General features: G+C 71.5%; 24 protein-coding genes. 19 read left to right on the top strand and 5 right to left on the bottom strand.

Going from position 1 to position 24,157, the window contains the following annotated elements; all coding sequences use genetic code 11:
- Nucleotides 1-136 precede the first annotated feature (136 nt).
- From ACIP94_RS20285 to ACIP94_RS20245, 9 genes are all read left to right on the top strand, one after another.
- Nucleotides 137-736, top strand: a complete 600-nt coding sequence (locus ACIP94_RS20285; protein WP_402427090.1) for a riboflavin synthase — start codon at nt 137-139, stop codon at nt 734-736.
- Nucleotides 733-1,377, top strand: coding sequence for a nicotinamide riboside transporter PnuC (locus ACIP94_RS20280; protein WP_402427087.1), 645 nt, complete (start codon nt 733-735; stop codon nt 1,375-1,377). The genes ACIP94_RS20285 and ACIP94_RS20280 overlap by 4 nt, the downstream gene beginning before the upstream one ends.
- Nucleotides 1,374-2,663 (top strand): bifunctional 3,4-dihydroxy-2-butanone-4-phosphate synthase/GTP cyclohydrolase II, encoded by a 1,290-nt coding sequence (locus tag ACIP94_RS20275; RefSeq protein ID WP_402427084.1) that lies wholly within the window; start codon nt 1,374-1,376, stop codon nt 2,661-2,663. The genes ACIP94_RS20280 and ACIP94_RS20275 overlap by 4 nt, the downstream gene beginning before the upstream one ends.
- Nucleotides 2,664-2,682: 19 nt before the next feature.
- Nucleotides 2,683-3,168 (top strand): 6,7-dimethyl-8-ribityllumazine synthase, encoded by a 486-nt coding sequence (gene ribH / locus ACIP94_RS20270; protein WP_402427081.1) that lies wholly within the window; start codon nt 2,683-2,685, stop codon nt 3,166-3,168.
- Nucleotides 3,169-3,202: 34 nt separating this feature from the next.
- On the top strand, nt 3,203-3,475 hold the full coding sequence (locus tag ACIP94_RS20265; RefSeq protein WP_132853542.1) for a phosphoribosyl-ATP diphosphatase: 273 nt from the start codon (nt 3,203-3,205) through the stop codon (nt 3,473-3,475).
- A 48-nt stretch (nt 3,476-3,523) separates the two neighbouring features.
- Nucleotides 3,524-4,372 carry an ATP phosphoribosyltransferase gene (hisG, locus tag ACIP94_RS20260; RefSeq protein WP_402427078.1) on the top strand — a complete coding sequence of 283 codons (849 nt, stop codon included), beginning with the start codon at nt 3,524-3,526 and terminating at the stop codon, nt 4,370-4,372.
- Nucleotides 4,373-4,386: 14 nt separating this feature from the next.
- Nucleotides 4,387-4,851 (top strand): PH domain-containing protein, encoded by a 465-nt coding sequence (locus tag ACIP94_RS20255; protein ID WP_402427075.1) that lies wholly within the window; start codon nt 4,387-4,389, stop codon nt 4,849-4,851.
- Nucleotides 4,852-5,085: 234 nt separating this feature from the next.
- Nucleotides 5,086-6,423 carry a hemolysin family protein gene (locus tag ACIP94_RS20250; protein WP_402427071.1) on the top strand — a complete coding sequence of 446 codons (1,338 nt, stop codon included), beginning with the start codon at nt 5,086-5,088 and terminating at the stop codon, nt 6,421-6,423.
- A complete protein-coding gene (locus ACIP94_RS20245) occupies nt 6,420-7,490 on the top strand; it encodes a hemolysin family protein (protein ID WP_402427068.1) in 1,071 nt (356 codons plus the stop codon). Before ACIP94_RS20250 ends, ACIP94_RS20245 begins: the two co-directional genes overlap by 4 nt.
- Before the next feature lie 85 nt (nt 7,491-7,575).
- Here the strand turns inward: ACIP94_RS20245 and ACIP94_RS20240 are convergent, their stop codons facing one another.
- Nucleotides 7,576-9,435 carry an AAA family ATPase gene (locus ACIP94_RS20240; RefSeq protein WP_402427065.1) on the bottom strand — a complete coding sequence of 620 codons (1,860 nt, stop codon included), beginning with the start codon at nt 9,433-9,435 and terminating at the stop codon, nt 7,576-7,578.
- A gap of 431 nt (nt 9,436-9,866) precedes the next feature.
- Entirely contained in the window at nt 9,867-10,493 is a 627-nt protein-coding gene (locus ACIP94_RS20235) for a uridine kinase (protein ID WP_402427564.1), read from the bottom strand.
- 216 nt (nt 10,494-10,709) lie between these two features.
- Here ACIP94_RS20235 and ACIP94_RS20230 point away from each other — a divergent pair, with 216 nt between their 5' ends.
- The 6 genes from ACIP94_RS20230 to ACIP94_RS20205 all read left to right on the top strand — a co-directional run bounded on the left by ACIP94_RS20230 (nt 10,710) and on the right by ACIP94_RS20205 (nt 17,753).
- Entirely contained in the window at nt 10,710-11,666 is a 957-nt protein-coding gene (locus ACIP94_RS20230) for a hypothetical protein (RefSeq protein ID WP_402427062.1), read from the top strand.
- Between the two features lie 66 nt (nt 11,667-11,732).
- Nucleotides 11,733-13,274 (top strand): amino acid permease, encoded by a 1,542-nt coding sequence (locus ACIP94_RS20225; protein WP_402427059.1) that lies wholly within the window; start codon nt 11,733-11,735, stop codon nt 13,272-13,274.
- Between the two features lie 435 nt (nt 13,275-13,709).
- On the top strand, nt 13,710-15,080 hold the full coding sequence (locus ACIP94_RS20220) for a peptidase C39 family protein (protein WP_402427056.1): 1,371 nt from the start codon (nt 13,710-13,712) through the stop codon (nt 15,078-15,080).
- Between the two features lie 191 nt (nt 15,081-15,271).
- Nucleotides 15,272-15,418 (top strand): SCO1431 family membrane protein, encoded by a 147-nt coding sequence (locus ACIP94_RS20215; protein ID WP_402427053.1) that lies wholly within the window; start codon nt 15,272-15,274, stop codon nt 15,416-15,418.
- Nucleotides 15,419-15,556: 138 nt separating this feature from the next.
- A complete protein-coding gene (locus tag ACIP94_RS20210; RefSeq protein ID WP_402427050.1) occupies nt 15,557-16,216 on the top strand; it encodes a TetR/AcrR family transcriptional regulator in 660 nt (219 codons plus the stop codon).
- A gap of 364 nt (nt 16,217-16,580) precedes the next feature.
- The gene (locus ACIP94_RS20205) at nt 16,581-17,753 is read left to right on the top strand and encodes an acyl-CoA dehydrogenase family protein (RefSeq protein ID WP_402427047.1); all 1,173 of its coding nucleotides are present in this window, start codon (nt 16,581-16,583) and stop codon (nt 17,751-17,753) included.
- Here ACIP94_RS20205 and ACIP94_RS20200 read toward each other — a convergent pair.
- Nucleotides 17,716-17,982: a hypothetical protein gene (locus ACIP94_RS20200; RefSeq protein ID WP_402427044.1), complete on the bottom strand. Its 267-nt coding sequence runs from the start codon at nt 17,980-17,982 to the stop codon at nt 17,716-17,718. The two genes, ACIP94_RS20205 and ACIP94_RS20200, sit on opposite strands and share 38 nt — an antisense overlap.
- Before the next feature lie 283 nt (nt 17,983-18,265).
- A complete protein-coding gene (locus ACIP94_RS20195) occupies nt 18,266-18,685 on the bottom strand; it encodes a hypothetical protein (RefSeq protein ID WP_402427041.1) in 420 nt (139 codons plus the stop codon).
- Between the two features lie 302 nt (nt 18,686-18,987).
- On the opposite strand from ACIP94_RS20195, the gene ACIP94_RS20190 reads away from it, so the two are divergent.
- The 4 genes from ACIP94_RS20190 (at nt 18,988) to fxsA (ending at nt 23,338) form a co-directional block, all read left to right on the top strand.
- On the top strand, nt 18,988-19,428 hold the full coding sequence (locus ACIP94_RS20190; RefSeq protein ID WP_121888443.1) for an Lrp/AsnC family transcriptional regulator: 441 nt from the start codon (nt 18,988-18,990) through the stop codon (nt 19,426-19,428).
- A gap of 56 nt (nt 19,429-19,484) precedes the next feature.
- Nucleotides 19,485-21,110: an amidohydrolase gene (locus ACIP94_RS20185; protein WP_402427038.1), complete on the top strand. Its 1,626-nt coding sequence runs from the start codon at nt 19,485-19,487 to the stop codon at nt 21,108-21,110.
- 615 nt (nt 21,111-21,725) lie between these two features.
- Nucleotides 21,726-22,520 carry a polyprenol monophosphomannose synthase gene (locus ACIP94_RS20180; RefSeq protein WP_402427035.1) on the top strand — a complete coding sequence of 265 codons (795 nt, stop codon included), beginning with the start codon at nt 21,726-21,728 and terminating at the stop codon, nt 22,518-22,520.
- Between the two features lie 254 nt (nt 22,521-22,774).
- Nucleotides 22,775-23,338, top strand: coding sequence for an FxsA family membrane protein (gene fxsA / locus ACIP94_RS20175; RefSeq protein WP_402427033.1), 564 nt, complete (start codon nt 22,775-22,777; stop codon nt 23,336-23,338).
- A gap of 235 nt (nt 23,339-23,573) precedes the next feature.
- Here fxsA and ACIP94_RS20170 read toward each other — a convergent pair whose 3' ends face one another.
- A complete protein-coding gene (locus ACIP94_RS20170) occupies nt 23,574-23,948 on the bottom strand; it encodes an RNA polymerase-binding protein RbpA (protein ID WP_009187548.1) in 375 nt (124 codons plus the stop codon).
- Between the last annotated feature and the right edge of the window lie 209 nt (nt 23,949-24,157).

Genomic DNA, 24,157 nt, shown 5'->3' with positions numbered 1-24,157 from the left:
TTCGTGCGCGCCGCCGTACCGGCTCGTCCTGAGGACGGGCCCTGTCCGGCGTCGCCCCGGTGTCCTCGCCCGTGTCCGCTGTCGTCATCGACAGGCCCCGGAGTCCGTGCCCGACTGAGGCAGGAGGACCCGGGAAGTGTTCACCGGAATCGTCGAAGAGCTGGGTGAGGTCACCGCCGTCGAGAATCTCGGCGACTCCTCCCGCTTCCGGCTCCGTGGACCCGTCGTCACCGAGGGAGCCCGGCACGGCGACTCCATCGCCGTCAACGGTGTCTGTCTCACCGTCGTGGAGCACGAGGGCGACGAGTTCACCGCCGATGTGATGGCGGAGACCCTGGAACGCTCCAGCCTCGGCGCCCTCACGGCCGGCTCCCGGGTCAACCTCGAACGTCCCACCGCCGTCGGCGCGCGCCTCGGCGGCCACATCGTGCAGGGCCACGTCGACGGCACCGGAACGGTGCTGGCGCGCACGGCCTCCGAGAACTGGGAGATCGTCAAGGTCGCGCTGCCCGCGCAGCTTTCGCGCTACGTCGTCGAGAAGGGCTCCATCACCGTCGACGGCATCAGCCTCACCGTCGTCGACGCGGGCCCGGACTACTTCACCGTCAGCCTCATCCCCACCACCCTCGCCCTGACCACGCTCGGCCTCAAGCAGCCCGGTGACCCGGTCAACCTTGAGGTCGACATCGTCGCCAAGTACGTCGAGCGGCTGCTGGCGAACGGGGCCACCCGGTGAACTGGCTCAACTCCGAGGCCTTCGTCCTGTTCGGCCAGCACATCAAATGGTCGGACATGATCGGCAACGTCATCGGCCTGATAGCCCTGGCGTTCGGCTGGCGGCGCTCCCTGTGGAGCTGGCCGGCCCAGTTCCTGTCCGGGCTCATCCTCTTCGCGGCCTTCGCCACCGCCCATCTGTCCGGCAGCGCCGGCAAGCAGATCGTGGTCATGACCGTCGCCGTCTACGGCTGGTGGCGGTGGAACCGCGGCAAGGACAAGGGGGAGGACGGCCACATCGCCGTGCGGTTCGCCACCTGGCGGGAGCGCGCCGTCCTGGCCGGCGCCGCGGCCGTGGGCACGCTCGCCGTGGCGGGCCTGTTCACCGCCTACCCGTCGCTGTCGTGGGACCCCTGGCCCGACGCCTACATCTTCGTCGGCACCATCGTCGCCATGTACGCCCAGGCGCGCGGCATGGTCGAGTTCTGGTTCGCCTGGCTGCTCGTCGACGCCGTCGGCGTCCCCCTCAACTTCGCCAACGGCTTCGCCTTCTCCGGATTCGTCTACGTCATCTACGGCGCGCTCGTCCTGTGGGGCATGCGCGACTGGTGGCTGCGCTCCCGCAACGCCGCGCGGCCCGTTCTGGAAGGAGCCCACGCATGACGACCGCGCCGGTCCTGTACAGCATGGACAACATCGAGGACCTCACGCTCGACCCGGTCGAGCAGGCCATCGCCGACATCGCGGCCGGCCGCCCGGTCGTGGTCGTCGACGACGAGGACCGCGAGAACGAGGGCGACCTCGTCATCGCCGCCGAGAAGGCCACCCCCGAGATCGTCGCCTTCATGATGAGCGAGTGCCGCGGCCTGATCTGCGCCCCCATGGAGGGCGACGAACTGGACCGCCTCGAGCTCCCCCAGATGGTCGACCACAACACCGAGTCGATGCGCACCGCGTTCACCGTGTCCGTCGACGCGAGCGGCGCCCATGGGGTGACCACCGGGATCTCCGCCTCCGACCGCGCCACCACCCTGCGGCTGCTCGCCGGGGGAGAGGCAGGCCCCGGCGACTTCGTCCGCCCCGGCCACATCTTCCCGCTGCGCGCCAAGCCCGGCGGCGTCCTCGTCCGCAACGGCCACACGGAGGCCGCCGTCGACCTCGCCCGGCTCGCGGGGCTGCGCCCGGCCGGCGCGATCGTGGAGATCGCCGGCGAGGACGGCCATATGCTGCGCCTGCCGGAACTCATCCCGTTCGCCCGCAAGCACGGCCTGACGATCGTCTCGATCGAGGACCTGATCGCCTACCGCCGCACCTCCGAGCCCACGGTCCGCCGCGAGGCCGAGGTCCGCCTGCCGACCGCCTTCGGCACCTTCACCGCGTACGGCTACCGGTCGACCGTCGACGGCGTCGAGCATGTCGCCCTCGTCCACGGCGAGATCGGCGACGGCGAGGACGTGCTGGTCCGCGTCCACTCCGAGTGCCTCACCGGCGATGTCTTCCACTCCCTGCGCTGCGACTGCGGCCCCCAGCTGGAGGCGTCCCTGGAGCGCATCCAGGCCGAGGGCCGGGGCGTGGTGGTCTATCTGCGCGGCCACGAGGGACGCGGCATCGGGCTGATGTCCAAGCTGCGCGCCTACGAACTCCAGGAGCGCGGCCGGGACACGCTGGACGCCAACCTGGAGCTGGGCCTGCCCGCCGACGCCCGTGACTACGCCGCCGGCGCCCGGATCCTGACGGACCTCGGTGTCCACAGCCTGCGTCTGATGACCAACAACCCCGACAAGACCGAGGCGTTGACCCGACACGGCCTCAAGGTCACCGAGCGGGAGCCGATGCCCGTACAGGCGGGCGAGCACAACCTCCGTTACCTGCGCACCAAGCGGGACCGGATGGGGCACGACCTGCCCTGGCTGGACACGACCGCCGTGTCCGCCTGCGGCAACCAGTAACAGAGCACTGAGGAGAGACGTGAGCGGCAAGGGTGCACCGGAACTGTCCGTACGCAACGTGAGCGACCTGCGGGTCGGCGTGATCGCGGCACAGTGGCACGACAAGGTGATGGACGGTCTGGTCGACGGGGCCCTGCGTGCCCTGCGCGAGCTGGGGATCGACGAGCCGACGCTGCTGCGGGTCCCCGGCAGCTTCGAGCTGCCGGTCGCCGCCAAGGTGCTCGCGGGCCGGGGCTACGACGCCATCGTCGCCCTGGGGGTCGTGATCCGTGGCGGCACTCCCCACTTCGACTATGTGTGCCAGGGCGTCACCCAGGGCCTCACCCAGGTGTCCGTGGAGACCGGCGTCCCCGTCGGCTTCGGCGTCCTGACCTGTGACACCGAGGAGCAGGCCCTGGACCGCGCGGGCCTGGAGGGTTCCCACGAGGACAAGGGCCACGAAGCGGTGACGGCGGCGGTGGCGACCGCCGCGACGCTTCGCTCCGTCTCCGAGCCCTGGCACTGAGACAGCGCCCGGAGCGCGTAGGGTTAGCAGCATCATGTCCAAGAAGACGTTCGAGGAGCTGTTCACCGAGCTCCAGCACAAGGCCGTCCATGGGGATCCCGCCACCTCCCGCACCGCCGAGCTGGTCGGCAAGGGCGTCCATGCCATCGGCAAGAAGGTCGTCGAGGAGGCCGCCGAGGTCTGGATGGCCGCGGAGTACGAGGGCAAGGAGGCGGCCGCCGAGGAGATCTCCCAGTTGCTCTACCACGTTCAGGTGATGATGGTGGCGCGCGGAATCTCCCTGGACGACGTCTACGCCCACCTCTGAGCCAGCCCGCACACAGTTCCGTACGAACGAGCAAAGGAAGCCGACCTCATGCTGCGCATCGCCGTCCCCAACAAGGGTTCACTGTCCGGCCCTGCGGCGGAGATGCTGCATGAGGCCGGCTACCAGCAGCGCCGGGAGTCCAAGGAACTGAGAATCGTCGACCCGGAGAACGAGGTCGAGTTCTTCTACCTCCGCCCTCGCGACATCGCGATCTACGTCTCCTCCGGCCGCCTCGACATCGGCATCACCGGACGGGACCTGCTCATCGACTCCGGGGCCAACGCCGAGGAGATCCTTCCGCTCGGCTTCGCCCGCTCGACCTTCCGCTTCGCGACCAAGCCCGGCACCGCGAACGGCATCGAGGACCTCTCGGGCATGACGGTCGCCACCTCCTACGAGGGCATCGTCGCCAAGCACCTCGCAGACCAGGGCATCGACGCCAGCGTCGTCCACCTGGACGGCGCCGTCGAGACCGCCATCGAACTCGGTGTCGCCGAGGTCATCGCGGACGTCGTCGAGACCGGCACCTCGCTGCGCAACGCGGGGCTGGAGGTCTTCGGCGAGCCGATCATGAAGTCCGAGGCGATCGTCGTCCGCCGCACCGGCGCCGGCACCGAGGAAGCCAAGGTCCAGCAGTTCCTGCGGCGCCTCCAGGGCGTCCTGGTGGCCCGGACGTACGTGATGATGGACTACGACTGCCGGGTCGAGCAGCTCGAGAAGGCGGTCGCCCTCACCCCGGGCCTGGAGTCCCCGACCGTCTCCCCCCTGCACAACGAGGGCTGGGTCGCCGTCCGCGCCATGGTCCCGGCCAAGGAGGCCCAGCGGATCATGGACGACCTGTACGCCATCGGCGCCCGGGCCATCCTGACCACGGCGATCCACGCCTGCCGTCTGTGAGGGATCGCACACCGATGTCGGATCAGCCGGGCCTGCCCGCCCTCCCCGTGACGTTCCGGCCCGCCCGCACCCGGGCCGTGCTGCTCACCGCGGCGATCGCCATATTCGCCGTCATCACCACGGTCGCCCTGCTGCTGGAGGCGCTCACCACCGGGGAACGGCTCAGCTTCGTCCTCACGGCGGCCCTCCTCGGCGGCGTCCTGCTGCTGCTCTCCCGGCCCAAGGTCGTCGCCGACGAATCCGGGGTCACCGTCGTCAACATCGCCAGCCGGCGCCGCCTGGACTGGGCGGAGATCCTCCAGGTCAACCTCCGTCCGGGTGACCCCTGGGTGTTCCTCAACCTGAGCGACGGCACCAGCCTGCCCGCTCTCGGCATCCAGCCGGGCATCGCCAAGCAGCGGGCGATCGAGGACGCGCGCACGCTGCGCGCGCTCACCGAGGCCCGTTCCACGGCCGGTGCCGAGCGACATCAGGGCTGACTCCGGGACGTCCCCCCGACACATACGACGGAATCTTGATTAATCTTGGGGGGAGAGGCGTTCGTGTTGCGCCTCCGCCCCTGAGGCTCCGCCCGGTGCTCAGGGGTTCCTGCTACCCGAGGAGTGACTCCCTCCGGCGATGGACGGATCGTCCTGTAGTACCTGCGCCGCCCCCTGCCGACATAGCGCGGACCGCACCCATGAGGTCCGCGTCGACGCGGAGGCGGCGGCATCATGACCCTCGCTCTGCTGCTCCTCGGGGCGGCTTTTCTGCTCATCCTGGCCAATGGGTTCTTCGTCGCGGCCGAATTCGGACTGGTCACGGTCGAACGGCCCGACGCCGAGAAGGCCGCGGCCGGGGGCGACCGACGGGCCCATGCGGTCGTGGAGTCGCTCAAGGAGCTGTCCTTCCAGCTCTCCGGCACCCAGCTCGGCATCACCATCACCTCGCTCCTCGTCGGCATGCTCGCCGAACCGGCGCTCAGCCGGGTGCTGCGTGGTCCCCTGGGCCTCATAGGGATCCCCGAGGGCGCTGCCGGCGGCATCGCGGTGGTCGTCGGCATGCTCCTGGCGTCCGCCGCCCAGATGGTGATCGGTGAGCTGGTACCCAAGAACTGGGCGGTCTCCCGCCCGCTCCAGGTCGCCCGCTTCGTCGCGGGCCCCCAGCATCTGTTCTCCCGGCTGTTCCGGCCCGTCATCGCGGCCCTCAACGCGGTCGCCAACCGGCTGGTGCGCGCGCTCGGCGTCGAGCCCGCCGCGGAGCTGGCCTCCGCCCGTACGCCCGGGGAGCTGGTGTCCCTGGCCCGGCACTCGGCGCTGGCCGGAGCGCTGGAACAGGACACGGCCGACCTGTTCGTACGGACGCTGTCCCTCGGTGAGCTGACCGCCCAGCATGTGATGACCCCCCGGGTCAAGGTGAGCGCGCTCCAGTCGTCCGCCACGGCGGAGGACGTCGTCAATCTCACCCGCGCGACCGGACTGTCCCGTTTCCCCGTCTACCGGGAGAAGATCGACGAGATCGTCGGCATGGTGCACCTCAAGGACGCTCTCGCGGTGCCCGCACACGAACGGCTGCGCACCCCCGTGGTCCGTATCGCCCAGACGCCGCTGCTGGTCCCCGAGACCCTGCCCGTGCAGCCCCTCCTGGAGCAGCTGCGCAGCCAGCAGCCCATCGCGGTCGTCGTCGACGAGTACGGCGGCACGGCGGGGGTCGTCACCCTGGAGGACATCGTCGAGGAACTCGTCGGCGAGGTGCGCGACGAGCACGACGGACACGACCTGCCGGAACTCGCCGTCGCGCCGCCCGAGGACGGGCGCCCCGCCTGGGAGGCCGACGGGAGCTGCCGGGTGGACACCCTCAAGCGCATAGGCCTGGACGTGCCCGAGGGGCCCTACGAGACCGTCGCCGGACTCGTCGCCGATCTGCTCGGCCGGATCCCGGCGCCCGGGGACCGGGCCGAGTTGCCCGGCTGGCGGCTCACGGTGCGCCAGGTGGAGCACTACCGCGCCGAGCGGGTCAGGCTCGTGAAGCTCGTGGACGTTCCCGCGCCGGCCGTGGAGGCCGCGCGATGAGCCTGCTGCAACTCCTGTTCGCCGCTGTGCTGGTGCTCGTGAACGGGTTCTTCGTCGGCGCCGAGTTCGCGCTGGTGTCCGTGCGGCGCAGCCAGATCGAGCCGCTCGGCACCGCACGGGCCCGGCAGGTGCTCCACGGTCTCGAGCGGCTCCCGCAGATGATGGCCGCGGCCCAGTTCGGCATCACCGTCTGCTCGCTGACGCTGGGCGCGGTCGCCGAGCCCACGGTGGCCCATCTGGTTGAACCGGTGTTCGAGGCGGCGCGGCTGCCCGACGGGATGGTCCATCCGCTCGGCTATGTGATCGCGCTCGCCGGCGTCGTCTTCTTCCACCTGGTGATCGGCGAAATGGTGCCGAAGAACCTGGCGATGGCGGCACCGGAGAGGGCCGCGCTGTGGCTCGGCCCGGGGCTGGTGGCGTTCGCGCGGCTGTGCCGGCCGGTGACGGTCACCCTGAGCGCCTGCGCCCGGCTGATCCTGAAGCTGTTCCGGGTGGAGCCGAAGGACGAGGTGGAAGCGGTCTTCACCAGCGAGCAGCTCAACCAGCTGGTGGAGGACTCCGGCCAGGCGGGTCTGCTCGACCCCGAGGAGCAGGAGCGGCTGGAGGACGCGCTCGAGCTGGGCTCACGCCCGGTCACCGATGTGCTCCTCGATCCGGCGCTGCTGGTGACCGTGGAGCCCACGGTGACCCCGGGCGAGGTGGTGGCGCTCACGGCGCGCACCGGGTACTCCCGTTTCCCGGTGGTGGCCCGCAACGGTGCCTTCATGGGCTATCTGCACGTCAAGGACGTCCTCGACCTGGAGGAGTCCGAGCGGGCGGTGCCGCAGCAGCTGTGGCGCCCGATGATCACGCTCGCGGCGGAGCTGCCGCTCGATGACGCACTCACGGTGATGCGGCGCGCCGCCACCCACCTCGCCGCGGTCGCCGACGGCTCCGGCCGGGTGCTCGGTCTGGTCGCCTTGGAGGACGTCCTGGAACTCCTGGTGGGCGAGGTCAGGGACCCGGCCCACCGGGAGGCCCCGCCCCAGCCGCGGATGCCGGAGGAGCGGGAAGCCGTACCCGGCTGACGTGGTGGCACGCGGCCGCCATGGTTCCCCGCGCCCCGACCGGGGCGCGGGGAACCGCGCGGTCGACGACGGGGGCCGGTGCCGTTCACAGACCCGGGGGGTCGTGCGGCCCACGCCCGGACAGGACCTCCCCGTACGCCTGCATGAGATCCGGCAGCCGCAATGTCGACAAGTCGTCCCGCGTGGGGATCCCGGGGTACCCACTCAGCCGAAGGTCCCGGTAGGCGCAGCTCTTCTCGTACAGCGTCCGCAGGAACCGCCCGTTGCCGAGTTCGTCGATCCACCCCTGGTCCACGACATGGCCGGCGATGGAGCGCAGCTCGTCCAGCGCCTCCTCGTCCCAGACGTCGCCGTTCTCGGCGGCCAGGACCTCGCCGATCGCGGTCAGCTCCAGGGGCCGGTACGAGGGGAAGTCGACGCGGGTGGTGAAGCGGGAGGACAGCCCGGGGTTGGCGGCCAGCAGACGGTCCATGCCCTCGGGGTAGCCGGCGAGGATCACCACCAGGTGGTCCCGGTTGTCCTCCGCGCGCTTCAGCAGCACCTGGAGGGCCTCGTCGCCGTACGCGTCACCCTTGCCGTAGCCCGAGTTGGACAGCGAGTACGCCTCGTCCACGAACAGCACCCCGCCGATCGCCGAGTCGATCAGCTCATTGGCCTTCACCGCGGTCTGGCCCAGGTACTCGCCGACCAGGTCCGCCCGCTGCGCCTCCACCAGATGGTCACCGCCGAGCAGGCCGAGCGCGTAGAAGACGCGGCCCAGGATGCGGGCCACCGTGGTCTTGCCGGTGCCCGAGGGGCCCGAGAAGACGAAGTGGCGCTTGGGCGGCTGCACGGGTAAGCCCTGGGCCGCCCGCAGCCGCGCCATGTTCAGCTGCGCGGAAAGGGCCTTCACCTGCCGCTTGACCGGCTCCAGGCCGACCATCCGCTCCAGTTCGGCCAGTGCCTCCTCCAGGAGCACCGGATCCGTCGGGCCCGTCGGCAGCGGCGGCGCCGGTACCGTCGCCTTCTCCCGCACGAGGTCGCTCTGCGCCGGCAGCGGGCCCGTCGGCGGGAGGTCGGGCTCGGACAGCTTCACCTCCCGGCTCTCGGGACCGAAGAGCGGATCGAGACCGTCCGGCCCGTCGAACACATCGCCGCCCCCGGCGAGGGCCACCGCCGTGAGGTCGGCCGCGTCGTCGTACCCGTCGCCCTCGGCGATCGCGGCGAGCCGTGCGGAGGTGTCCATGAACGCCGGGTCGACCCGGTGCACCGCCCGGTACAGGGGCAGGGCGGCCGCCGAACGGCCGGTGCCCTCGTGCGCCCGGGCCAGCCAGTACCGCAGCTCCTTGCGCTGCGGCTGCTCGCTGCGGCAGCGCATCAGCGCGGCGGACAGCAGGGGCTCGGCCTGTCCGTACATCTCCAGGCGGACCCGCGCCATCCCGCCGAACAGCCCGGCCTCGATACCCAGCATCGGGTCGTCGATCAGCGGATCGGTGTGCCGGACCAGTTGCTCCCAGTCCTTGACGAGGTAGGCGCGGCAGGCGTGCAGAAAGCGGACCTGGGCGTCGGTGTCGACGGGCGGCAGCCCGGCCAGCGCCCGGTCCAGCTCGGGTACATGGCGGCCGTCCAGCCAGTGCGAGGCGTGCGCGAGCAGCAGATCCCGCGGACTCTCCAGCACCGGCTGCACCCACCAGCCCAGCCAGTACCAGGAGTTGAGGGTCCGCCGATGCCGCGCCCGCTGTTCCCCGAAGCGGTCGCGATGGCGGAACATCCGCAGCAGCGCGGTCGTCGTGTCCACGCGCAGCGCGTGCAGCCCGAGCCAGCCGTCGGCCATCCCGGGATCCATCCGGACCGCCGCGCGGAACTCCTCCTCCGCCTGCGGATAGGCGCCCATGGTGTAGGCGTCGACGCCTCGCAGCCAGGCGAGGTCGGCCGGGGCCTCGGGGCCCCGCGTGCCGAAGTCCATCACGTCCCCCACAAACCGTGCCCCCGTTGGTTCACCGCCGGGCCCGTGCCCGCCGGCCGTTGTGCTCGAAACGCTGTACCGCGGACCGGAGTTGGAACAGTGCGCGAAGCGGCCGTTGTGAAGCTCGCACCGAGAGGCATCGTACCTGCGGGGGAGCGGCGCACCGAAGGGTGCCGCACGAGCCGTTCGCCGAGGTGGGGGCGGAGGGGCGCACGCTGGATGGTGACCGAGGGTGAGCGGATCACGCCTCGCGGCGCCCGGGAAGGGGTTCAAGGGCAGAACGAAGCCCCCGATCACGGGGGAACAACCGGGGGCTTCGCGTCTGGTGGCGGCTTCGAAACCGCACATTGAGAACGTAAGTCCTGCCCCGCCCCCGGGTCAAGCCGACCTGAAGCACTCAAGGAAGTTCGTCCGCAAGGGCCTTCACACGTTCAGCACAACGGTGCGGATCCGTCACTGTGGGTGATCTCCTGGTTCGGACCAGCTACACCGGCAGGCCCGCGCGCCACCTGATAGCCCATCGGCCTCTGGTGCACCAGGAGATCGGCGAACGGCCGCGAGGGGTCCTCGGAGAAGTGCCGCCGCTCCGCGGCCACCCATCCGGCCCAGAACGCGCTCTGCTCCTCGCCGTCCCGGGATCGCCCGCGGGCCCAGGCCTCCTCGCGCGGCACCTCCATCCACAGCAGCCGCGCCAGATGGGGGCGCAGCGCGCGGCGTCCGGCGCCGACCCCTTCGACGAGTACCACCGGAGCGGGCGGCAGCGAGCGGGCGGGGGCGAAACTCCGGGTGCGCCACTCGTAGGGCCGGTAGTGCGCGGTCTCGCCGCGGCCGAGCGGGATGATCACCTCGCGCAGCAGCCGGTCCGTCCAGGCGAACAGCTCTTCGTGGGTGGCGATGTCGTCCAGGTGCAGTACCGGCGCACCGTCGAGCGCCGCCGCCAACCGCGCGGTGAACGTGGACTTCCCGGATCCGGCGTGTCCGTCGACGCCGATGAGGCGGACGGGGCCGCAGGACGGCGCCAGCCGCAGCAGACGGGAGGCGAGCGTGTGAATGGCGATTCCTGGAGGGAAGAGACAGGGGCATTTTCCGAGGGGACATTTTACGCGAGGCGCCCAGCGGTCCGCGGCCGGGGAAATCGGTGCCGCATTGAACTGTTCATTGGTCAATCATCCAGGCGCGTCCAGGCGGCAGAAATCGGCATTCCGGTTGTGCCGCATGGTGAGTAAGGTGCTGGTGCGCAACCGCCGGTGTCGTACGGGGACGGACAGGGGAGCATGGCCGCGGGGTTATTCGCAGGGCAGTACGTATGGCATCCGGCGGCCGACGACCGTGAGCTGGCGAGCGTGTGCGTGGAAGTGCGGGCCGGCCGCTATCTCGGCGCCCATGTCCTGCTGGCCGAGACGCGGCACGACCTCGGGCTGCGCGCCCATCGCTCCCTGGTCCTCGCCTCCGAGGCGGCCGACTCCGACCTGGCCGAACGCTGGCTCGCCGAGGAGCCCGGACCCGAAGCCGCGTTGATGTGGGCGCGCGTGGCCGTGCTGCGGGCGCTGCGGGCCGCGGACGCCCGCGACGAGCGGGCCCGTCCGCTGGAGCACATCGCGCTGAAGGCGTGTGCGCGCGCCACCGTCATGGCGCCCCACGACCCCACTCCCTGGGTGGCCAGACTGGCGCTCTCGCGGCTGCACGAGATCCGTGAGCCGGCTCCGCAGGGGCTGCTCACCGCGCCCCCCGGCCCCTGGGAGCTGTTCTCGCACATCCTGCGGCTCGACCCCTTCCACCGCGAGGGCCACCACCGTTTCCTCGCCTACTTCTTCACCCGCCACCGGGGCTCGGTGAACGCCGCCTGGGACGTCGCCGCCTTCCTCAGCCAGCGGGCGCCGCTCACCTCACCGCTGCGGCTGCTGCCCCTCGTCGCCCTCGTGGAGAGCTACAACCCGGCGCAGTCACTCGCCGACCGCGTCTGGGAACAGCCACAGTGGCGCGCCACCGCGCTCTCGATCTACCAGAACTGGCTGCCGGAGGTCGCCGGTTACCGCTTCACACCGGTGCTCGACCTGGCCTACCTCGCCCATGCCCTGGTCATGGCCGAGTGCGCGTTCGAGGCGCGCGCCGTCCTGATGGCCATGGGGCCCTACGCCTCCCGTATGCCGTGGAGCGTCTTCGGGGACCCCGAGGAACAGCTCTCGCGCGCCCGCCGTGCCTGCGGGCTTCCCGTGCCGGGAGCCGCCTGACCCGTCCCTGGGTCGAACGGTCGACCCCCACCCAGTCAACCCCCCACCCACAGAAAGGGTCCGGTTGTGTCAGAACGGACGTCGATGCCCCGTACGAGACGCCGTGCGGGCCGGGATCCCGTCGCGATCGACGACGACGCGACCCTGCACGCCATGGGATATCCGCGAAAGCTCACCCGAAGGTTCCAGGCCTTCGACAATTTCGCCATATCCTTCACCATCATCAATATCCTCTCCGGCATTTTCTCCTCCTTCGGCTTCGGTATGAACGCGGGCGGACCGCGCATTCTCGTCTTCGGCTGGATCGGGGTCTCCGTCATGGTGCTTTTCGTCGGCGCCGCGATGGCGGAGGTGGCATCCGCCTATCCGACCAGCGGGGCCCTGTATTTCTCCGCCGGAAGACTCGCCCGACGGCACCGGGGCGCCTGGTCCTGGTACACCGGCTGGCTGAACTTCGTGGGCCAGGTGGGCGGCACCGCCGCCACCGGATACGCGGCCGCCACCTTCATCCAGGCGCTCCTCGCCCTCCAGTGGCCCTCCTATCAGCCGACCGCGCACCAGACCGTGCTGATCACGGCGCTGATCATCGTGCTCCAGGGGCTGGCCAACACCTACACCGTGCGACTGGTGGCGGTCCTCAACCGGATCTCCGTGTGGTGGCTGCTGATCGGGCTCGTGGTGATCGTGGGCGCCCTGGTCGCCGGCCCCGAGGAGCACCGGCCGGCCTCGTTCGTGACCCACTTCGTGAACAACACCGGCTTCACCAACGGGCTCTACGGCGGCATGCTCGGCCTGCTCGTCACCAGCTGGACCTTCACCGGCTTCGACGGCAGCTTCCACATGTCCGAGGAGACGGTCCGGGCCACGGTCAACGCCCCCCGGGGCATCACCCGCTCCATCGCCTGGTCGGCGGCCACCGGACTCGTCCTCATGCTGGCCCTGGTGTACAGCATCGGCGACTACGCCAAGGTGGCCGGCTCCTCGGCGCCGCCCGTGCAGATCCTCATCGACGGGCTGGGCACGGGCGCGGCGAAGGCACTGCTGCTGATCGTCATCGGCGCCATGCTCTTCTGCGGCCTGGCCAATCTGACCAGCAACACCCGGCAGATCTTCGCCTTCTCCCGGGACGGCGCGATGCCGGGCTCCCGCTGGTGGCACTCGGTCTCGCCGCGCACCCGTACCCCGGTCAAGGCGGTGTGGCTGGCGGTCGCCTGCTCGCTCGCCCTGGTGCTGCCGGGCTGGTGGTCCCACACCGCCTTCACCGCGATCGTCAGCGTCAACGTCGTGGGGCTCTTCCTGGCCTACGCCGTGCCGATCTTCCTGCGGCTGCGGCTCGGCGCCGACTTCCGCCCCGGGCCCTGGCAGCTCGGACGCTGGAGCCGGCCCATCGGCGTGGTCGCCGTGGCCTGGATCCTGCTGAGCAGCGTGCTGTTCATGCTGCCCCAGGCATCGCCGATCACCGTCGACACCTTCAACTACGCACCGATCGCCCTCGCGGTCGTGCTGGTCGTCGCCACGGTGTGGTGGTTCGCCACCGCCCGGCGCCGCTTCCAGGGGCCGGTCAGCTACGGCCGCCCGGACGAGGTGGCGGCGATGGACCTCGTCTGAGGGACACAGCGGCCCCGGCGCCGCGCCCGGCGGGCCATGCGGTGCAGTGGCTGACCCGCCGGACGCGGGGGTGTGCGGTGCAGTGGCTGACCCGCCGGACGCGGAGGCGCGCGATGCAGTGGCTGACCCGCCGGGCACGGGGCCGTGCGGCGCACGCACTCACCGGCCGGACGCGGAGGCGCGCGGTGCGGGGGCTGACCCGCCGGACGCGGAGGCGCGGGGCACGCAGGTTCGTCGAGCGGATGCAGGCGAGTGGACGGCGCTCGCCTGCGTCCGCCAGACGCGCGCAGGCCCCTGGTCCCGCCAGTGGTCAGGACCAATAGTGGTGGACACGCCGAGGGCCGAAGCGGTGGCGGACTCCCCGGACGGTCGCCATAGTTGGCGCACACCGTGCGTCTGAACCACCGCTTCAGGACACCTGGGGGTCACCCACCGATGAGCAGAGCTTCAGAGCCATCCCGCAGAACCGTCCTCGCCGCCGCGATCGGCGTGGCCGCGGCGACCGGGGCGGTCACGGGTCCGGCGGCCGTGGCCGCCCCGGCCGATCCGGCCACCGGACCGGCGAAGGAATCCCCGCGGCCCGTGGACTACCGTGCCTGGACCACCTACTCCGACTGGCGCAGCGGCGGCAGCCAGGGTGTCCGGGCCCTCGCCGGCACCCGCCCCGGGGTGGTGATCGCCACGCCGGCCGGCCGCACCGACTACACCGACCCGCACACCGGGAAGACCGCGAGCTGGGAGTACGCCACCTGGACCTCGCCGGTGCACCGGCTGTCCGTCCCGTCCACCGAGGCCGTCGCCTCCTGGAACGCGCACACCCCTGCGGGCACCTGGCTCCAGGTCGAACTGCGGGGCACGTACTCCGACGGCACCGACACCCCCTGGTACGTGATGGGCCGCTGGGCGGCCGGCGACCAGGACATCCGGCGGACCTCCGTCGACGGCCAGACCGACGGCAAGAGCAACATCTGGACCGACACCTTCGCCATCGCGGACGCGGCCTCCGGGCTGCGCCTGGTGTCGTACCGCCTGCGCCTGACCCTCCACCGCGCGCCGGGCACCCGGCTCACCCCGACCGTGTGGCGCCTCGGCGCCATGGGCTCCGACATCCCGGACCGCTTCACCGTCCCGGCGTCCGCCCCGGGCCTGGCCCGGGAGCTGGCCGTCCCGCGGTACTCGCAGGAGATCCACAAGGGCCAGTACCCCGAGTACGACAACGGCGGCGAGGCGTGGTGCAGCCCCACCTCCTCGCAGATGATCATCGAGTACTGGGGCCGGCGGCTCACCCCCGAGCAACTGTCCTGGGTCGACCCCTCGTACGCCGACCCGCAGGTCTGCAACGCGGCCCGCTCCACCTACGACTACCAGTACCAGGGCTGCGGCAACTGGCCGTTCAACGCGGCCTACGCGGCGACGTTCAAGGACCTTCAGGGCGTGGTCACCCGGCTCTCCTCGCTCACCGACCTGGAGCGGCTGATCGCGGCGGGGATCCCCGCGATCACCTCCCAGTCGTTCCTCAAGGAGGAGTTGACGGGTGCGGGCTACGGCACCTCGGGTCATCTGATGACCGTGATCGGCTTCACCGCCGCCGGCGATGTGATCGCCAACGACCCGGCCTCGCCCGACGACGCGGCCGTGCGACGCGTCTACCGGCGGCGGGAGTTCGAGAACATCTGGCTCAGGACCAAGCGGTACAACGCGTCCGGCAAGGTCGCCTCCGGCACCGGCGGGGTCTGCTATCTGTACTTCCCGGCTCATCCGACCGCCCAGCAGCGCAAGGCGCTGGCCGCGGTGGGCGTGCGCTGACGGCAACGTCCCCGGCACCGTCCTCGAAGGCCCCCGCCACCGCGGGGGCCTTCTCGCGCGCCGCGACACCCCGCGCCCGGCCCATCCGGGAACCCTGCCTGTGACCAAGGTCTCCGCCGCACCGGCTCATTCCGGTGGCAAGGTGGACGGATGGGGGAGCCCACCGCACGACCCATGACCAGCGAGCCGCCATGACCGCCATCTCAGCCGCCGCCGCCCGACTCCGCATCCGCACGGGCGGCCCCCGGGACGACGACCCGAAGGCCCTCGAACATGTCGTGGGCTGGGTACTCGTGGTGGTCCTCGCGATGCTCGTCACCCGGCTCGGCTGGTTGTGACGCGAGCGCCACGCCCTTCCTGAATCGGCCAGGATTTCCGAACGGCGTCCCATCGGCTCGATCAGAGTCGAACATGCTGGTGATGTCGTTCTGCGATACTGCGGATGTCCCGCCGGCAGCTGGAGGCTTGGGCCGAAATTGAATAACAGTCAACAGCGAGACGACCTGCGCTCACGGGCGCGCGGCACCGATCGCTCTCTGGCACGCCGGGCCGAACTTATCGCCATCGGGCGGAAGTTATTCTCCGACACCTCGTACGACGCGTTGTCGATGGACGACATCGCACGCCACGCCCATGTGGCCAAAGGGCTGATCTACTACTACTTCAAATCGAAGCGCGGCTATTACCTCGCGATAGTCGAGGATTCGGTGGCCAGTCTCGTGACCCTGGCGGCCGGCAGCCTCGAACTGCCGCCGGTGGAACGGGTGCATCGCACCGTGGACAGCTATCTGCGCTACGCCGAGCACAATCAGGCCGCCTACCGCACGATCGTGAGCGGCGGAGTGGGCTTCGACGCCCAGGTGCAGGCCATCCGGGAGGGAGTGCGCGAGGCGATCGTCACCACCATCGCCGAAGGAGCGTACGGCCGGCGGGAGATCGCCCCGCTGGCGCGCATGGGTCTGCTCGGCTGGGTGTGCAGCGTGGAGGGCGCGACGCTCGACTGGATCGACCGTCCGGTGCTGTCCCGGGACACCATGCGCGAACTGCTCGTGAAGACGCTCGGCGGCACCCTGCGCGCGATCGAGGAGCTGGAACCCTCCTACGTCGCCCCGGCGCCCGCCCGCCGGGACGCCTGACGGCACGCCCCCCGCGGCGCTTCTGGGCGGTAGCCGCCGCCACTCCCGCCCGCCCGCTGGTCGGAACGCGTGCCGAGGGGTGTGCCCGTGTGCGGTGAGGGTCCGCACCCTCAAGAGGACCAGACCGGTTTTGTCAATGGTACGGACCAATTCTCCCGGGCTCGGATGTTTTTTGAGTAAGCGGTCGTTAACTGGTGACTCCATGCCTCCGATCGGGCATACTCCAAGCGCCACAACCGCTGGTCAGCCGCCCTCCGAGACCCGGAGCCGCGAGCATCGGCCAGGCCCAGTGAGACCCGGCGGAGCTGCCCCCACCCAAGGTGCGCGTCCGTCGATGTTCCCGAAAAGGGAGGAGAGCGTCGCCATGCCCGATCGCGCCCCGCAGCCGGTGGACCGTCAACTGCCCACGGACGAGGCCCGGGATCTGATCTCCCTCGTCCGTGAGATCGCGCAGCGTGAGATCGCGCCGAAGGCGGCCGAGGAGGAGTACGCCGGACACTTCCCCCGCGAGGTCTTCCGCCTGCTCTCCGAGTCCGGGCTCCTCGGCCTGCCCTACGCCTCCGAGTACGGCGGCGGTGACCAGCCCTACGAGGTCTACCTCCAGGTCCTGGAGGAGCTGGCGGCGGCCCGCCTCACCGTCGGCCTCGGCGTCAGCGTGCACACCCTCGCCTGCCACGCCCTCGCGCACTTCGGCACCAAGGAACAGCAGGTCGAGCATCTGCCGGCGATGCTCGGCGGCGGTCTGCTGGGCGCCTACTGTCTCTCCGAGGCGTCCTCGGGGTCGGACGCGGCCTCCCTGCGCACCAGAGCCCGCCGCGACGGCGACGACTGGGTGATCACCGGCACGAAGGCATGGATCACGCACGGGGGCATCGCCGACTTCTACACCGTGATGGCGCGCACCGGCGTGGAGGGGCCGCGCGGCATCACCGCCTTCCTCGTCCCCGGCGACGCCGAAGGGCTGAGCGGTGTGACGCCCGAGAAGAAGATGGGCATGACGGGCTCGCCCACCGCACAGGTCCACCTCGACGGGGTGCGGGTGCCCGACGTGCGGCGCCTCGGCGAGGAGGGCCAGGGCTTCGCCATCGCCCTGTCCGCGCTCGACTCCGGACGGCTCGGCATCGCCGCCTGCGCGATCGGCCTGGCCCAGGCGGCCCTGGACGAGGCCGTCGGGTACGCGACCGAGCGTCTGCAGTTCGGCCGGCCGATCTCGGACTTCGAGGGGCTGCGCTTCATGCTCGCCGACATGGCGACGCAGATCGAGGCGGGCCGGGCGCTGTACCTGGCGGCGGCCCGACTGCGTGACGCCGGCCTGCCGTTCGCCAAGCAGGCGGCCATGGCGAAGCTGCACTGCACGGACACGGCGATGAAGGTCACCACCGACGCCGTTCAGGTGCTCGGCGGGTACGGCTACACAGCCGACTTCCCGGTCGAGCGCTATATGCGCGAGGCCAAGGCGCTGCAGATCGTCGAGGGGACCAATCAGATCCAGCGCATGGTCATCGCCCGTCACCTCGTGGGTCCCGAGACGCGCTGAACGGCTCCTGGCCCGCCGTGCGCCGCCCCAGGCCGGCCGGGGGCGCGGCGAGCCGCACCCACTCCGGGTCGTGACGGCCCGGCAGCGTACGCCCTCGGTCGGCCCAAGTCCGCATCAGCGCACGGTAGATGGGCGGATCCGGGGGCTGGGGCGGCGGCGGAAGCAGTGCTGCCGACGCCGGAACGAGGACTCGTCGCCGACGGCCGGTCGCCGATGGTGTGGCGGTCATGCATGGGGAACGCCGGGGCGTGCGCGCGGGTCACCGGCCCCTGTAATCGAGCGTGAGTTCCCGAGGGGCTCGTACGGGGGCATGGTGCGCCTGCCTCCGGCGACGCGCCCCCTGGACGCGGTATCCGCTGGCGAGGGTTCGGCGACGAAGCTGACGCGCGGCCGGCTGTCCTGAGCCGGCGGGTACCCCACTGTGACGGGCAGCGGGGCACCGCGGTGTCCGGGCGGCACGGGGACCGGGAGGGGTACGGGGCCGCGCGGCGACGGCCCGACGATGAGCGGAATCAGGCCGCTTGACGGGGCATCACCATCGGGCGCGAGCCCGGGCCGCCGACGTGCGAGAACGGCTGCGTCCGCCAGTCGAGCCCCTGAGGGAGCGTCAACAGCAGGGCGGCGTCCTGCTCCTGGGGCACCGTGGACTCGTCCGCGGGCCGGGCCTCGGCCGCCGCGCGGCCCGTACCGGCACAGACCGTGAGCCCGAACGGGTTCCACGGCGAGGCGCACAGCGCGTGCTCGGGCAGGACCTCCTCGTCCGCCAGCAGGGCGATGGGCTGCGCGCAGTCCGGGCAGATCACCCGGTACATCTCGAAGGTGTCGTACGCGTCGAACTCGTCGTCGTCGGGTTCGACGCCCTCCGGCTCGGGCTCGACGACCGGCTGCTGGCGCTTGGACGTGCTGCGACCAGGGCGCTTCAGACTCTGCATGGGATTCTCCCCCTCGGGCTGGGCCGACAAGGCACCGCGGCCTCGACCACAGCAAGCACTTCCCTTTCCGTCTCGGCGGTAATCACGAGGACATCACGAAGCCTGTTCGGGTAACTGTGGCGTTCGTCACATGCCGCCCGCAGATGCCGGGTGCGCCCGCCGTCCGCCGCCGCACGCGGCCCCTGCGGACGCCACCGCTGGCCACGGAGGGCCCCCACGCCGCTCCCGCCAACATCACAAACCGGGTATGACCTGCGCTTGAGGTATCGGCGGGGACAGGCCGCACTGTAGGTTCTAGCGCCATGGAGGAGCTGGACCGACAGATCGTGCAGCTGCTCGTCAAGGACGGGCGGATGAGCTACACCGACCTGGGCAAGGCCACGGGCCTGTCCACGTCGGCCGTGCACCAGCGGGTGCGCCGGCTGGAGCAGCGTGGCGTCATCCGCGGGTACGCCGCGGTCGTCGACCCGGAGGCCGTCGGTCTGCCGATGACCGCCTTCATCTCGGTGAAGCCGTTCGACCCCAGCGCCCCCGACGACATCGCGGACCGCCTGGCCGGCGTCCCGGAGATCGAGGCGTGCCACAGCGTCGCGGGTGACGAGAACTACATCCTCAAGGTCCGCGTGGCCACGCCCCACGAGCTGGAGGAACTGCTCGCGCGGCTGCGCACGCTCGCCGGGGTGTCGACGCGCACGACGGTGGTCCTCTCCACACCGTACGAGGCACGCCCGCCCCGGATCTGACGCATCCGGCCGGACCTGTGTGCCGGGCCGCTCCGGCGAGGCGGGAGACTGTTCCCATGAACGAGCGCACCGCCCCGCCACAGACCGTCCTGCTGCGCCGGGGAGAAGTCCACAGCCCGGCCGACCCCTTCGCGACGGCCATGGTCGTCGAGCACGGGCAGATCGCCTGGGTCGGTTCCGAAGGCGCGGCCGACGCCTTCGCGGACGGCGTGGACGAGGTCGTGGACCTGGCCGGCGCGCTCGTCACCCCAGCCTTCACCGACGCACATGTGCACACCACCTCCACGGGTCTCGCGCTCACCGGTCTCGATCTGTCCGGCGCGCCCTCCCTGGCGGCCGCCCTCGCCCTCGTCCGCGAGTTCGCCGCCGGCCGCCCCCGGGACCGCGTTCTGCTCGGTCACGGCTGGGACGCCGCCCGCTGGCCCGAGCGGCGGGCGCCACGCCGGGACGAACTCGACGAGGCCACCGGCGGCCGTCCGCTCTACCTCAGCCGCATCGACGTCCACTCCGCCGTCGTCACCACCGCCCTGCTGGACCTGACACCCGGCGTACGCGACCGGGACGGCTTCACCGACGGGGAACCCCTCACCCGGGACGCCCACCACGCGGTGCGCGCCGCTGCGTTCGCGGCGGTGACCCCCGCCCAGCGCACCGAGGCCCAGCGGGCCGCCCTCGGGCACGCCGCCTCCCTCGGTATCGGCTCGGTCCACGAGTGCGCCGGCCCGGAGATCTCCTCGGAGGAGGACCTCACCGGGCTGCTCCGCCTGGCCGCCGAGGAACCGGGGCCCCGGGTCGTCGGCTACTGGGCCGAGCAGGGCGATGAGGGCGTCGCCAGGGCGCGGGAGCTGGGCGCGCTCGGCGCCGCGGGCGATCTGTTCGTCGACGGATCCCTCGGCTCGCACACGGCGTGCCTGCACGAGAGGTATGCCGACGCGGGCCACGCCGGCACCTCCTACCTGGACGCCGCCGCCGTCGCCGCGCACGTCGTCGCCTGCACCGAGAGCGGGTTGCAGGCGGGCTTCCACGCCATCGGCGACGCCGCCGTCACCGCCGTGGTCGAGGGTGTGCGGGCCGCCGCCGAGAAGGTCGGTCTCGCCCGCGTCCGGGCCGGTCGCCATCGGATCGAGCACGCGGAGATGCTCACCCCCGAGACCATCGCGGCCTTCGCCGAACTCGGTCTCACCGCCTCCGTGCAGCCCGCCTTCGACGCCCTGTGGGGCGGCGCGGACGGGATGTACGCGGAGCGTCTCGGAGCCGAGCGGGCTTCGACGCTCAACCCGTTCGCGGCCCTGCTGCGCACCGGCGTCCCCCTGGCCTTCGGGTCCGACAGTCCCGTCACCCCCCTGGACCCCTGGGGGACGGTGCGGGCGGCGGCCTTCCATCGCACCCCCGAACACAGGATCTCCGCACGCGCCGCGTTCACGGCGCACACCCGGGGCGGCTGGCGGGCGATCGGACGCGACGACGCCGGGGTGCTGGTACCGGGCGCGCCCGCGGACTACGCCGTCTGGCGCACCGACGCCCTCGTCGTCCAGGCGCCCGACGACCGGGTGGCCCGCTGGTCCACCGACCCCCGTTCCGGTACTCCGGGACTGCCCGATCTGACCCCCGGCACCGGCCTCCCCGTCTGTCTGCGCACCGTGGTGGGCGGCCGGACGGTGTTCGTAGGGCCGGGCGAGTGATCTGCCGGAGCGGCGGATCACTCCTGGCCCCCCGGGACCTCGTCGTGCGACCTGCGCATCCTCGGCTCTGACCAGGGAACGGATGAAGAAACCGCAGGTCGCACGGCTGTTGACAGTGAGGCGCAGGGGGCCGGTAGGTTCGGCCGCGTCCACCGTCGGACGTCCGACCGGGGAACCTCCGCGCAGTCGCCGGAGCGCCGCTGGGTCAGGGATGGTGTGCCGCGCCGGCGCACCACCACTGGGAGCCAGGCTCAGCGCCCGCGCCACGGCACGGGAGCGTTCCGGCCGGTCGGCAGGGTGGGACCCGGGTGGGGCCCGGACGTCCAGTAGACAACGGCTCTCGGTCGACCCGCAGCCAGCGGGTCCCAGGTCGGCCCGAAGGGCGCCGGGCCCCCATCCGCAGCATCTCCCCGCCGGGCGTACCGGACCCGGGCCGAGGGCCCGCGCACGGCCCGGCGGAGCGCCGGGCACCACGGCCGAAAGCCCCGGAATGCGCAAACCCACCTTCTTACCCGACTCTTGTTGAATCGACACCCCCATACGAACGTGCCGTCACGTCGGTGCAGACGACGGCCACTATGGTGGTTCCCTGCGTACGGACATGAAGGGGCAGCAGTGAACGACGGCGACGGGACCCTCGCGGCAGAAGCACAGGGGAGGCAGTTCGGTCCGCTCGGCACCGTCCTGGTGATCATTCCGACCTACAACGAGGCGGAGAACATCAAGACGATCGTCGGCCGGGTGCGGTCGGCCGTGCCTGAGGCGCACGTCCTCGTGGCCGATGACAACAGCCCCGACGGGACGGGCAAGCTCGCGGACGAACTGGCGGCCGAGGACGACCACGTCCACGTCATGCACCGCACGGGCAAGCAGGGACTGGGCGCGGCGTACCTCGCCGGGTTCCGCTGGGGCCTGGAGCGCGGCTACGGCGTCCTGGTCGAGATGGACGCCGACGGCTCCCACCAGCCGGAGGAGCTGCCGCGGCTGCTCACCGCGCTCAAGGGCGCCGACCTCGTGCTCGGCTCCCGCTGGGTGCCGGGCGGGCGGGTCGTGAACTGGCCCAAGAGCCGTGAGTTCATCTCCCGCGGCGGCAGCCTCTACTCGCGCCTCGCCCTCGATCTGCCGCTGCGTGACATCACCGGCGGCTACCGCGCCTTCCGCCGCGAGACCCTGGAGGGCCTGGGCCTCGACGAGGTCGCCTCGCAGGGCTACTGCTTCCAGGTCGACCTGGCCCGCCGCGCCGTCAAGGCCGGCTACCACGTGGTCGAGGTGCCCATCACCTTCGTCGAGCGGGAGCTGGGCGACTCCAAGATGAGCCGGGACATCCTCGTCGAGGCGCTGTGGCGCGTCACGGCGTGGGGTTTCGGCGACCGGGTGGCCAAGCTCAAGGGCCGCGGCACCGCCTCCTGACCGTCCCTGGGCCCGGTGTCCGGGCCCGCGCGGACTGGGCCCCGGTGTCCGGGCCCATGCGGATCTGGGCCCGGACACCGGGCCCGTCCGGATCGCGCGTCAACCCGGAGCGGCTTCCGGTGGTCGCCCGTACGGGTCCCCGATGCGGCTCCGGGCCCGCGGTGGGAGGGCCGATCGCCCTCGTGCCGGTCAGCCTGCTTGTCCCGGTCAGCCCGCTTATCCCGCGCTGAGCCTGCTCCAGGCACACTGGGAGCATGACGACTGGCGCACCGACTTCCCCGTACCAGGCCCGCCCGCGGCGCTCCAGGACGCGCAGGTTTCTGCCGCTGGGCGTCGCCGCCTGGCTGGTCCTGGAGATCTGGCTGCTCACGCTGGTGGGGCGCGCGGCCGGAGGGCTGACGGTGTTCCTCCTGCTGGTCGCCGGCTTTGTGCTGGGATCCATGGTCGTCAAGCGGGCCGGGCGCCGCGCCTTCCGCAATCTCAGTGAGACGCTTCAGGCCCGGTCCTCGGGATCCGAGCCGGCGAACGGCGGCAACGGCCTGATGATGCTCGGCGGCCTGCTCCTGATGCTGCCGGGCCTGATCTCCGACGCGGCGGGCCTGCTGCTTCTGCTCCCGCCGGTCCAGCGGGCGGTGGGCCGGCGTGCGGAGCGCACCCTCGACCGCAGGCTGCGTGAGGCACCCTACGGCAGCCTGGGTGACGCCTTCCGGCAGTCTCGCATCAACCGTCCCGACGGAAAGGTCGTTCAGGGTGAGGTCATCAGGGACGAGCCGGGGGACACCACCCCGCGCGAGCCGCGCCCGCCGCTGACCCCCTGAGGCCGGGCGCGCCAGCGCCCTGAACCGGGCCTCGCGCACCCGCCGGGGCCAGGGCCCACGCCGCCGGGGACTTCCGGTCGGGGCGGCGCCCCGCGGGACCACTCGCTCGTGATGTCGTCGCGTTTGTCCGTGCGCGCCCGGGTCCGCGCATGCCAAGCGGGCGCCGCACGTCACACCGACGTACGGCGCCCGCTGAACCGGCGTGCGCTGTGCTGCCGCCCAGACCCCGTGGGGACTAGGCGGACTTGCGGCTGTCCCGCGGATGAACCGCGATGTTCATCGCGCCGGAACGGAGAACGGCCAGTCGCTCCTCGAGGACCTCTTCGAGTTCCTCACGGGTGCGCCGCTCCATCAGCATGTCCCAGTGCGTACGCGCGGGCTTGGCCTTCTTCTCTTCCGGGCCGTCACCGTCCACCAGGAGTGCCGGGGCCCCGCAGACCTTGCACTCCCACTCCGGCGGGATCTCCGCCTCGACCGAGAAGGGCATCTCGAACCGGTGCCCCTTCTCGCATGCGTACTCCACGGCCTGGCGCGGAGCCAGGTCGATGCCGCGGTCCGTCTCGTAGCTGGTCACCACGAGGCGCGTGCCGCGAAGAGCTCGCTCACTCATGAATCGTGCCTCCCGGGCTTGTCGCCCACAGGACAGGTGTCGCTGTCGTCGTCATCCGGTCAACGTCCGGTCGGCGGTAAAGATTCCCGTTCCGAGTCCCGTTCCGGGTCATGCGTCGCCGTCGTAGCCGCCCCTTGTTGTACCCACCTGCGCCCGGTTTGTCACATCTGCTAGCAGATGTCACCCAGCGTTTCGGCTCCTTTGACGCG

The organism is Streptomyces sp. NPDC093261, from assembly GCF_044753645.1.
In the GTDB taxonomy this organism is placed as follows: Bacteria; Actinomycetota; Actinomycetes; order Streptomycetales; family Streptomycetaceae; genus Streptomyces.
This window is presented reverse-complemented; position numbering and strand designations above follow the sequence as displayed.

Coding starts and splice junctions, on each gene's coding strand:
- ACIP94_RS20275 (WP_402427084.1), top strand. CDS start 1,374: ATGACGACCGCGCCGGTCCTGTACAGCATGGACAACATCGAGGACCTC.
- ACIP94_RS20265 (WP_132853542.1), top strand. CDS start 3,203: ATGTCCAAGAAGACGTTCGAGGAGCTGTTCACCGAGCTCCAGCACAAG.
- hisG (WP_402427078.1), top strand. CDS start 3,524: ATGCTGCGCATCGCCGTCCCCAACAAGGGTTCACTGTCCGGCCCTGCG.
- ACIP94_RS20255 (WP_402427075.1), top strand. CDS start 4,387: ATGTCGGATCAGCCGGGCCTGCCCGCCCTCCCCGTGACGTTCCGGCCC.
- ACIP94_RS20250 (WP_402427071.1), top strand. CDS start 5,086: ATGACCCTCGCTCTGCTGCTCCTCGGGGCGGCTTTTCTGCTCATCCTG.
- ACIP94_RS20245 (WP_402427068.1), top strand. CDS start 6,420: ATGAGCCTGCTGCAACTCCTGTTCGCCGCTGTGCTGGTGCTCGTGAAC.
- ACIP94_RS20240 (WP_402427065.1), bottom strand. CDS start 9,435: ATGGACTTCGGCACGCGGGGCCCCGAGGCCCCGGCCGACCTCGCCTGG.
- ACIP94_RS20230 (WP_402427062.1), top strand. CDS start 10,710: ATGGCCGCGGGGTTATTCGCAGGGCAGTACGTATGGCATCCGGCGGCC.
- ACIP94_RS20220 (WP_402427056.1), top strand. CDS start 13,710: ATGAGCAGAGCTTCAGAGCCATCCCGCAGAACCGTCCTCGCCGCCGCG.
- ACIP94_RS20215 (WP_402427053.1), top strand. CDS start 15,272: ATGACCGCCATCTCAGCCGCCGCCGCCCGACTCCGCATCCGCACGGGC.
- ACIP94_RS20205 (WP_402427047.1), top strand. CDS start 16,581: ATGCCCGATCGCGCCCCGCAGCCGGTGGACCGTCAACTGCCCACGGAC.
- ACIP94_RS20200 (WP_402427044.1), bottom strand. CDS start 17,982: ATGACCGCCACACCATCGGCGACCGGCCGTCGGCGACGAGTCCTCGTT.
- ACIP94_RS20195 (WP_402427041.1), bottom strand. CDS start 18,685: ATGCAGAGTCTGAAGCGCCCTGGTCGCAGCACGTCCAAGCGCCAGCAG.
- ACIP94_RS20190 (WP_121888443.1), top strand. CDS start 18,988: ATGGAGGAGCTGGACCGACAGATCGTGCAGCTGCTCGTCAAGGACGGG.
- ACIP94_RS20185 (WP_402427038.1), top strand. CDS start 19,485: ATGAACGAGCGCACCGCCCCGCCACAGACCGTCCTGCTGCGCCGGGGA.
- fxsA (WP_402427033.1), top strand. CDS start 22,775: ATGACGACTGGCGCACCGACTTCCCCGTACCAGGCCCGCCCGCGGCGC.
- ACIP94_RS20170 (WP_009187548.1), bottom strand. CDS start 23,948: ATGAGTGAGCGAGCTCTTCGCGGCACGCGCCTCGTGGTGACCAGCTAC.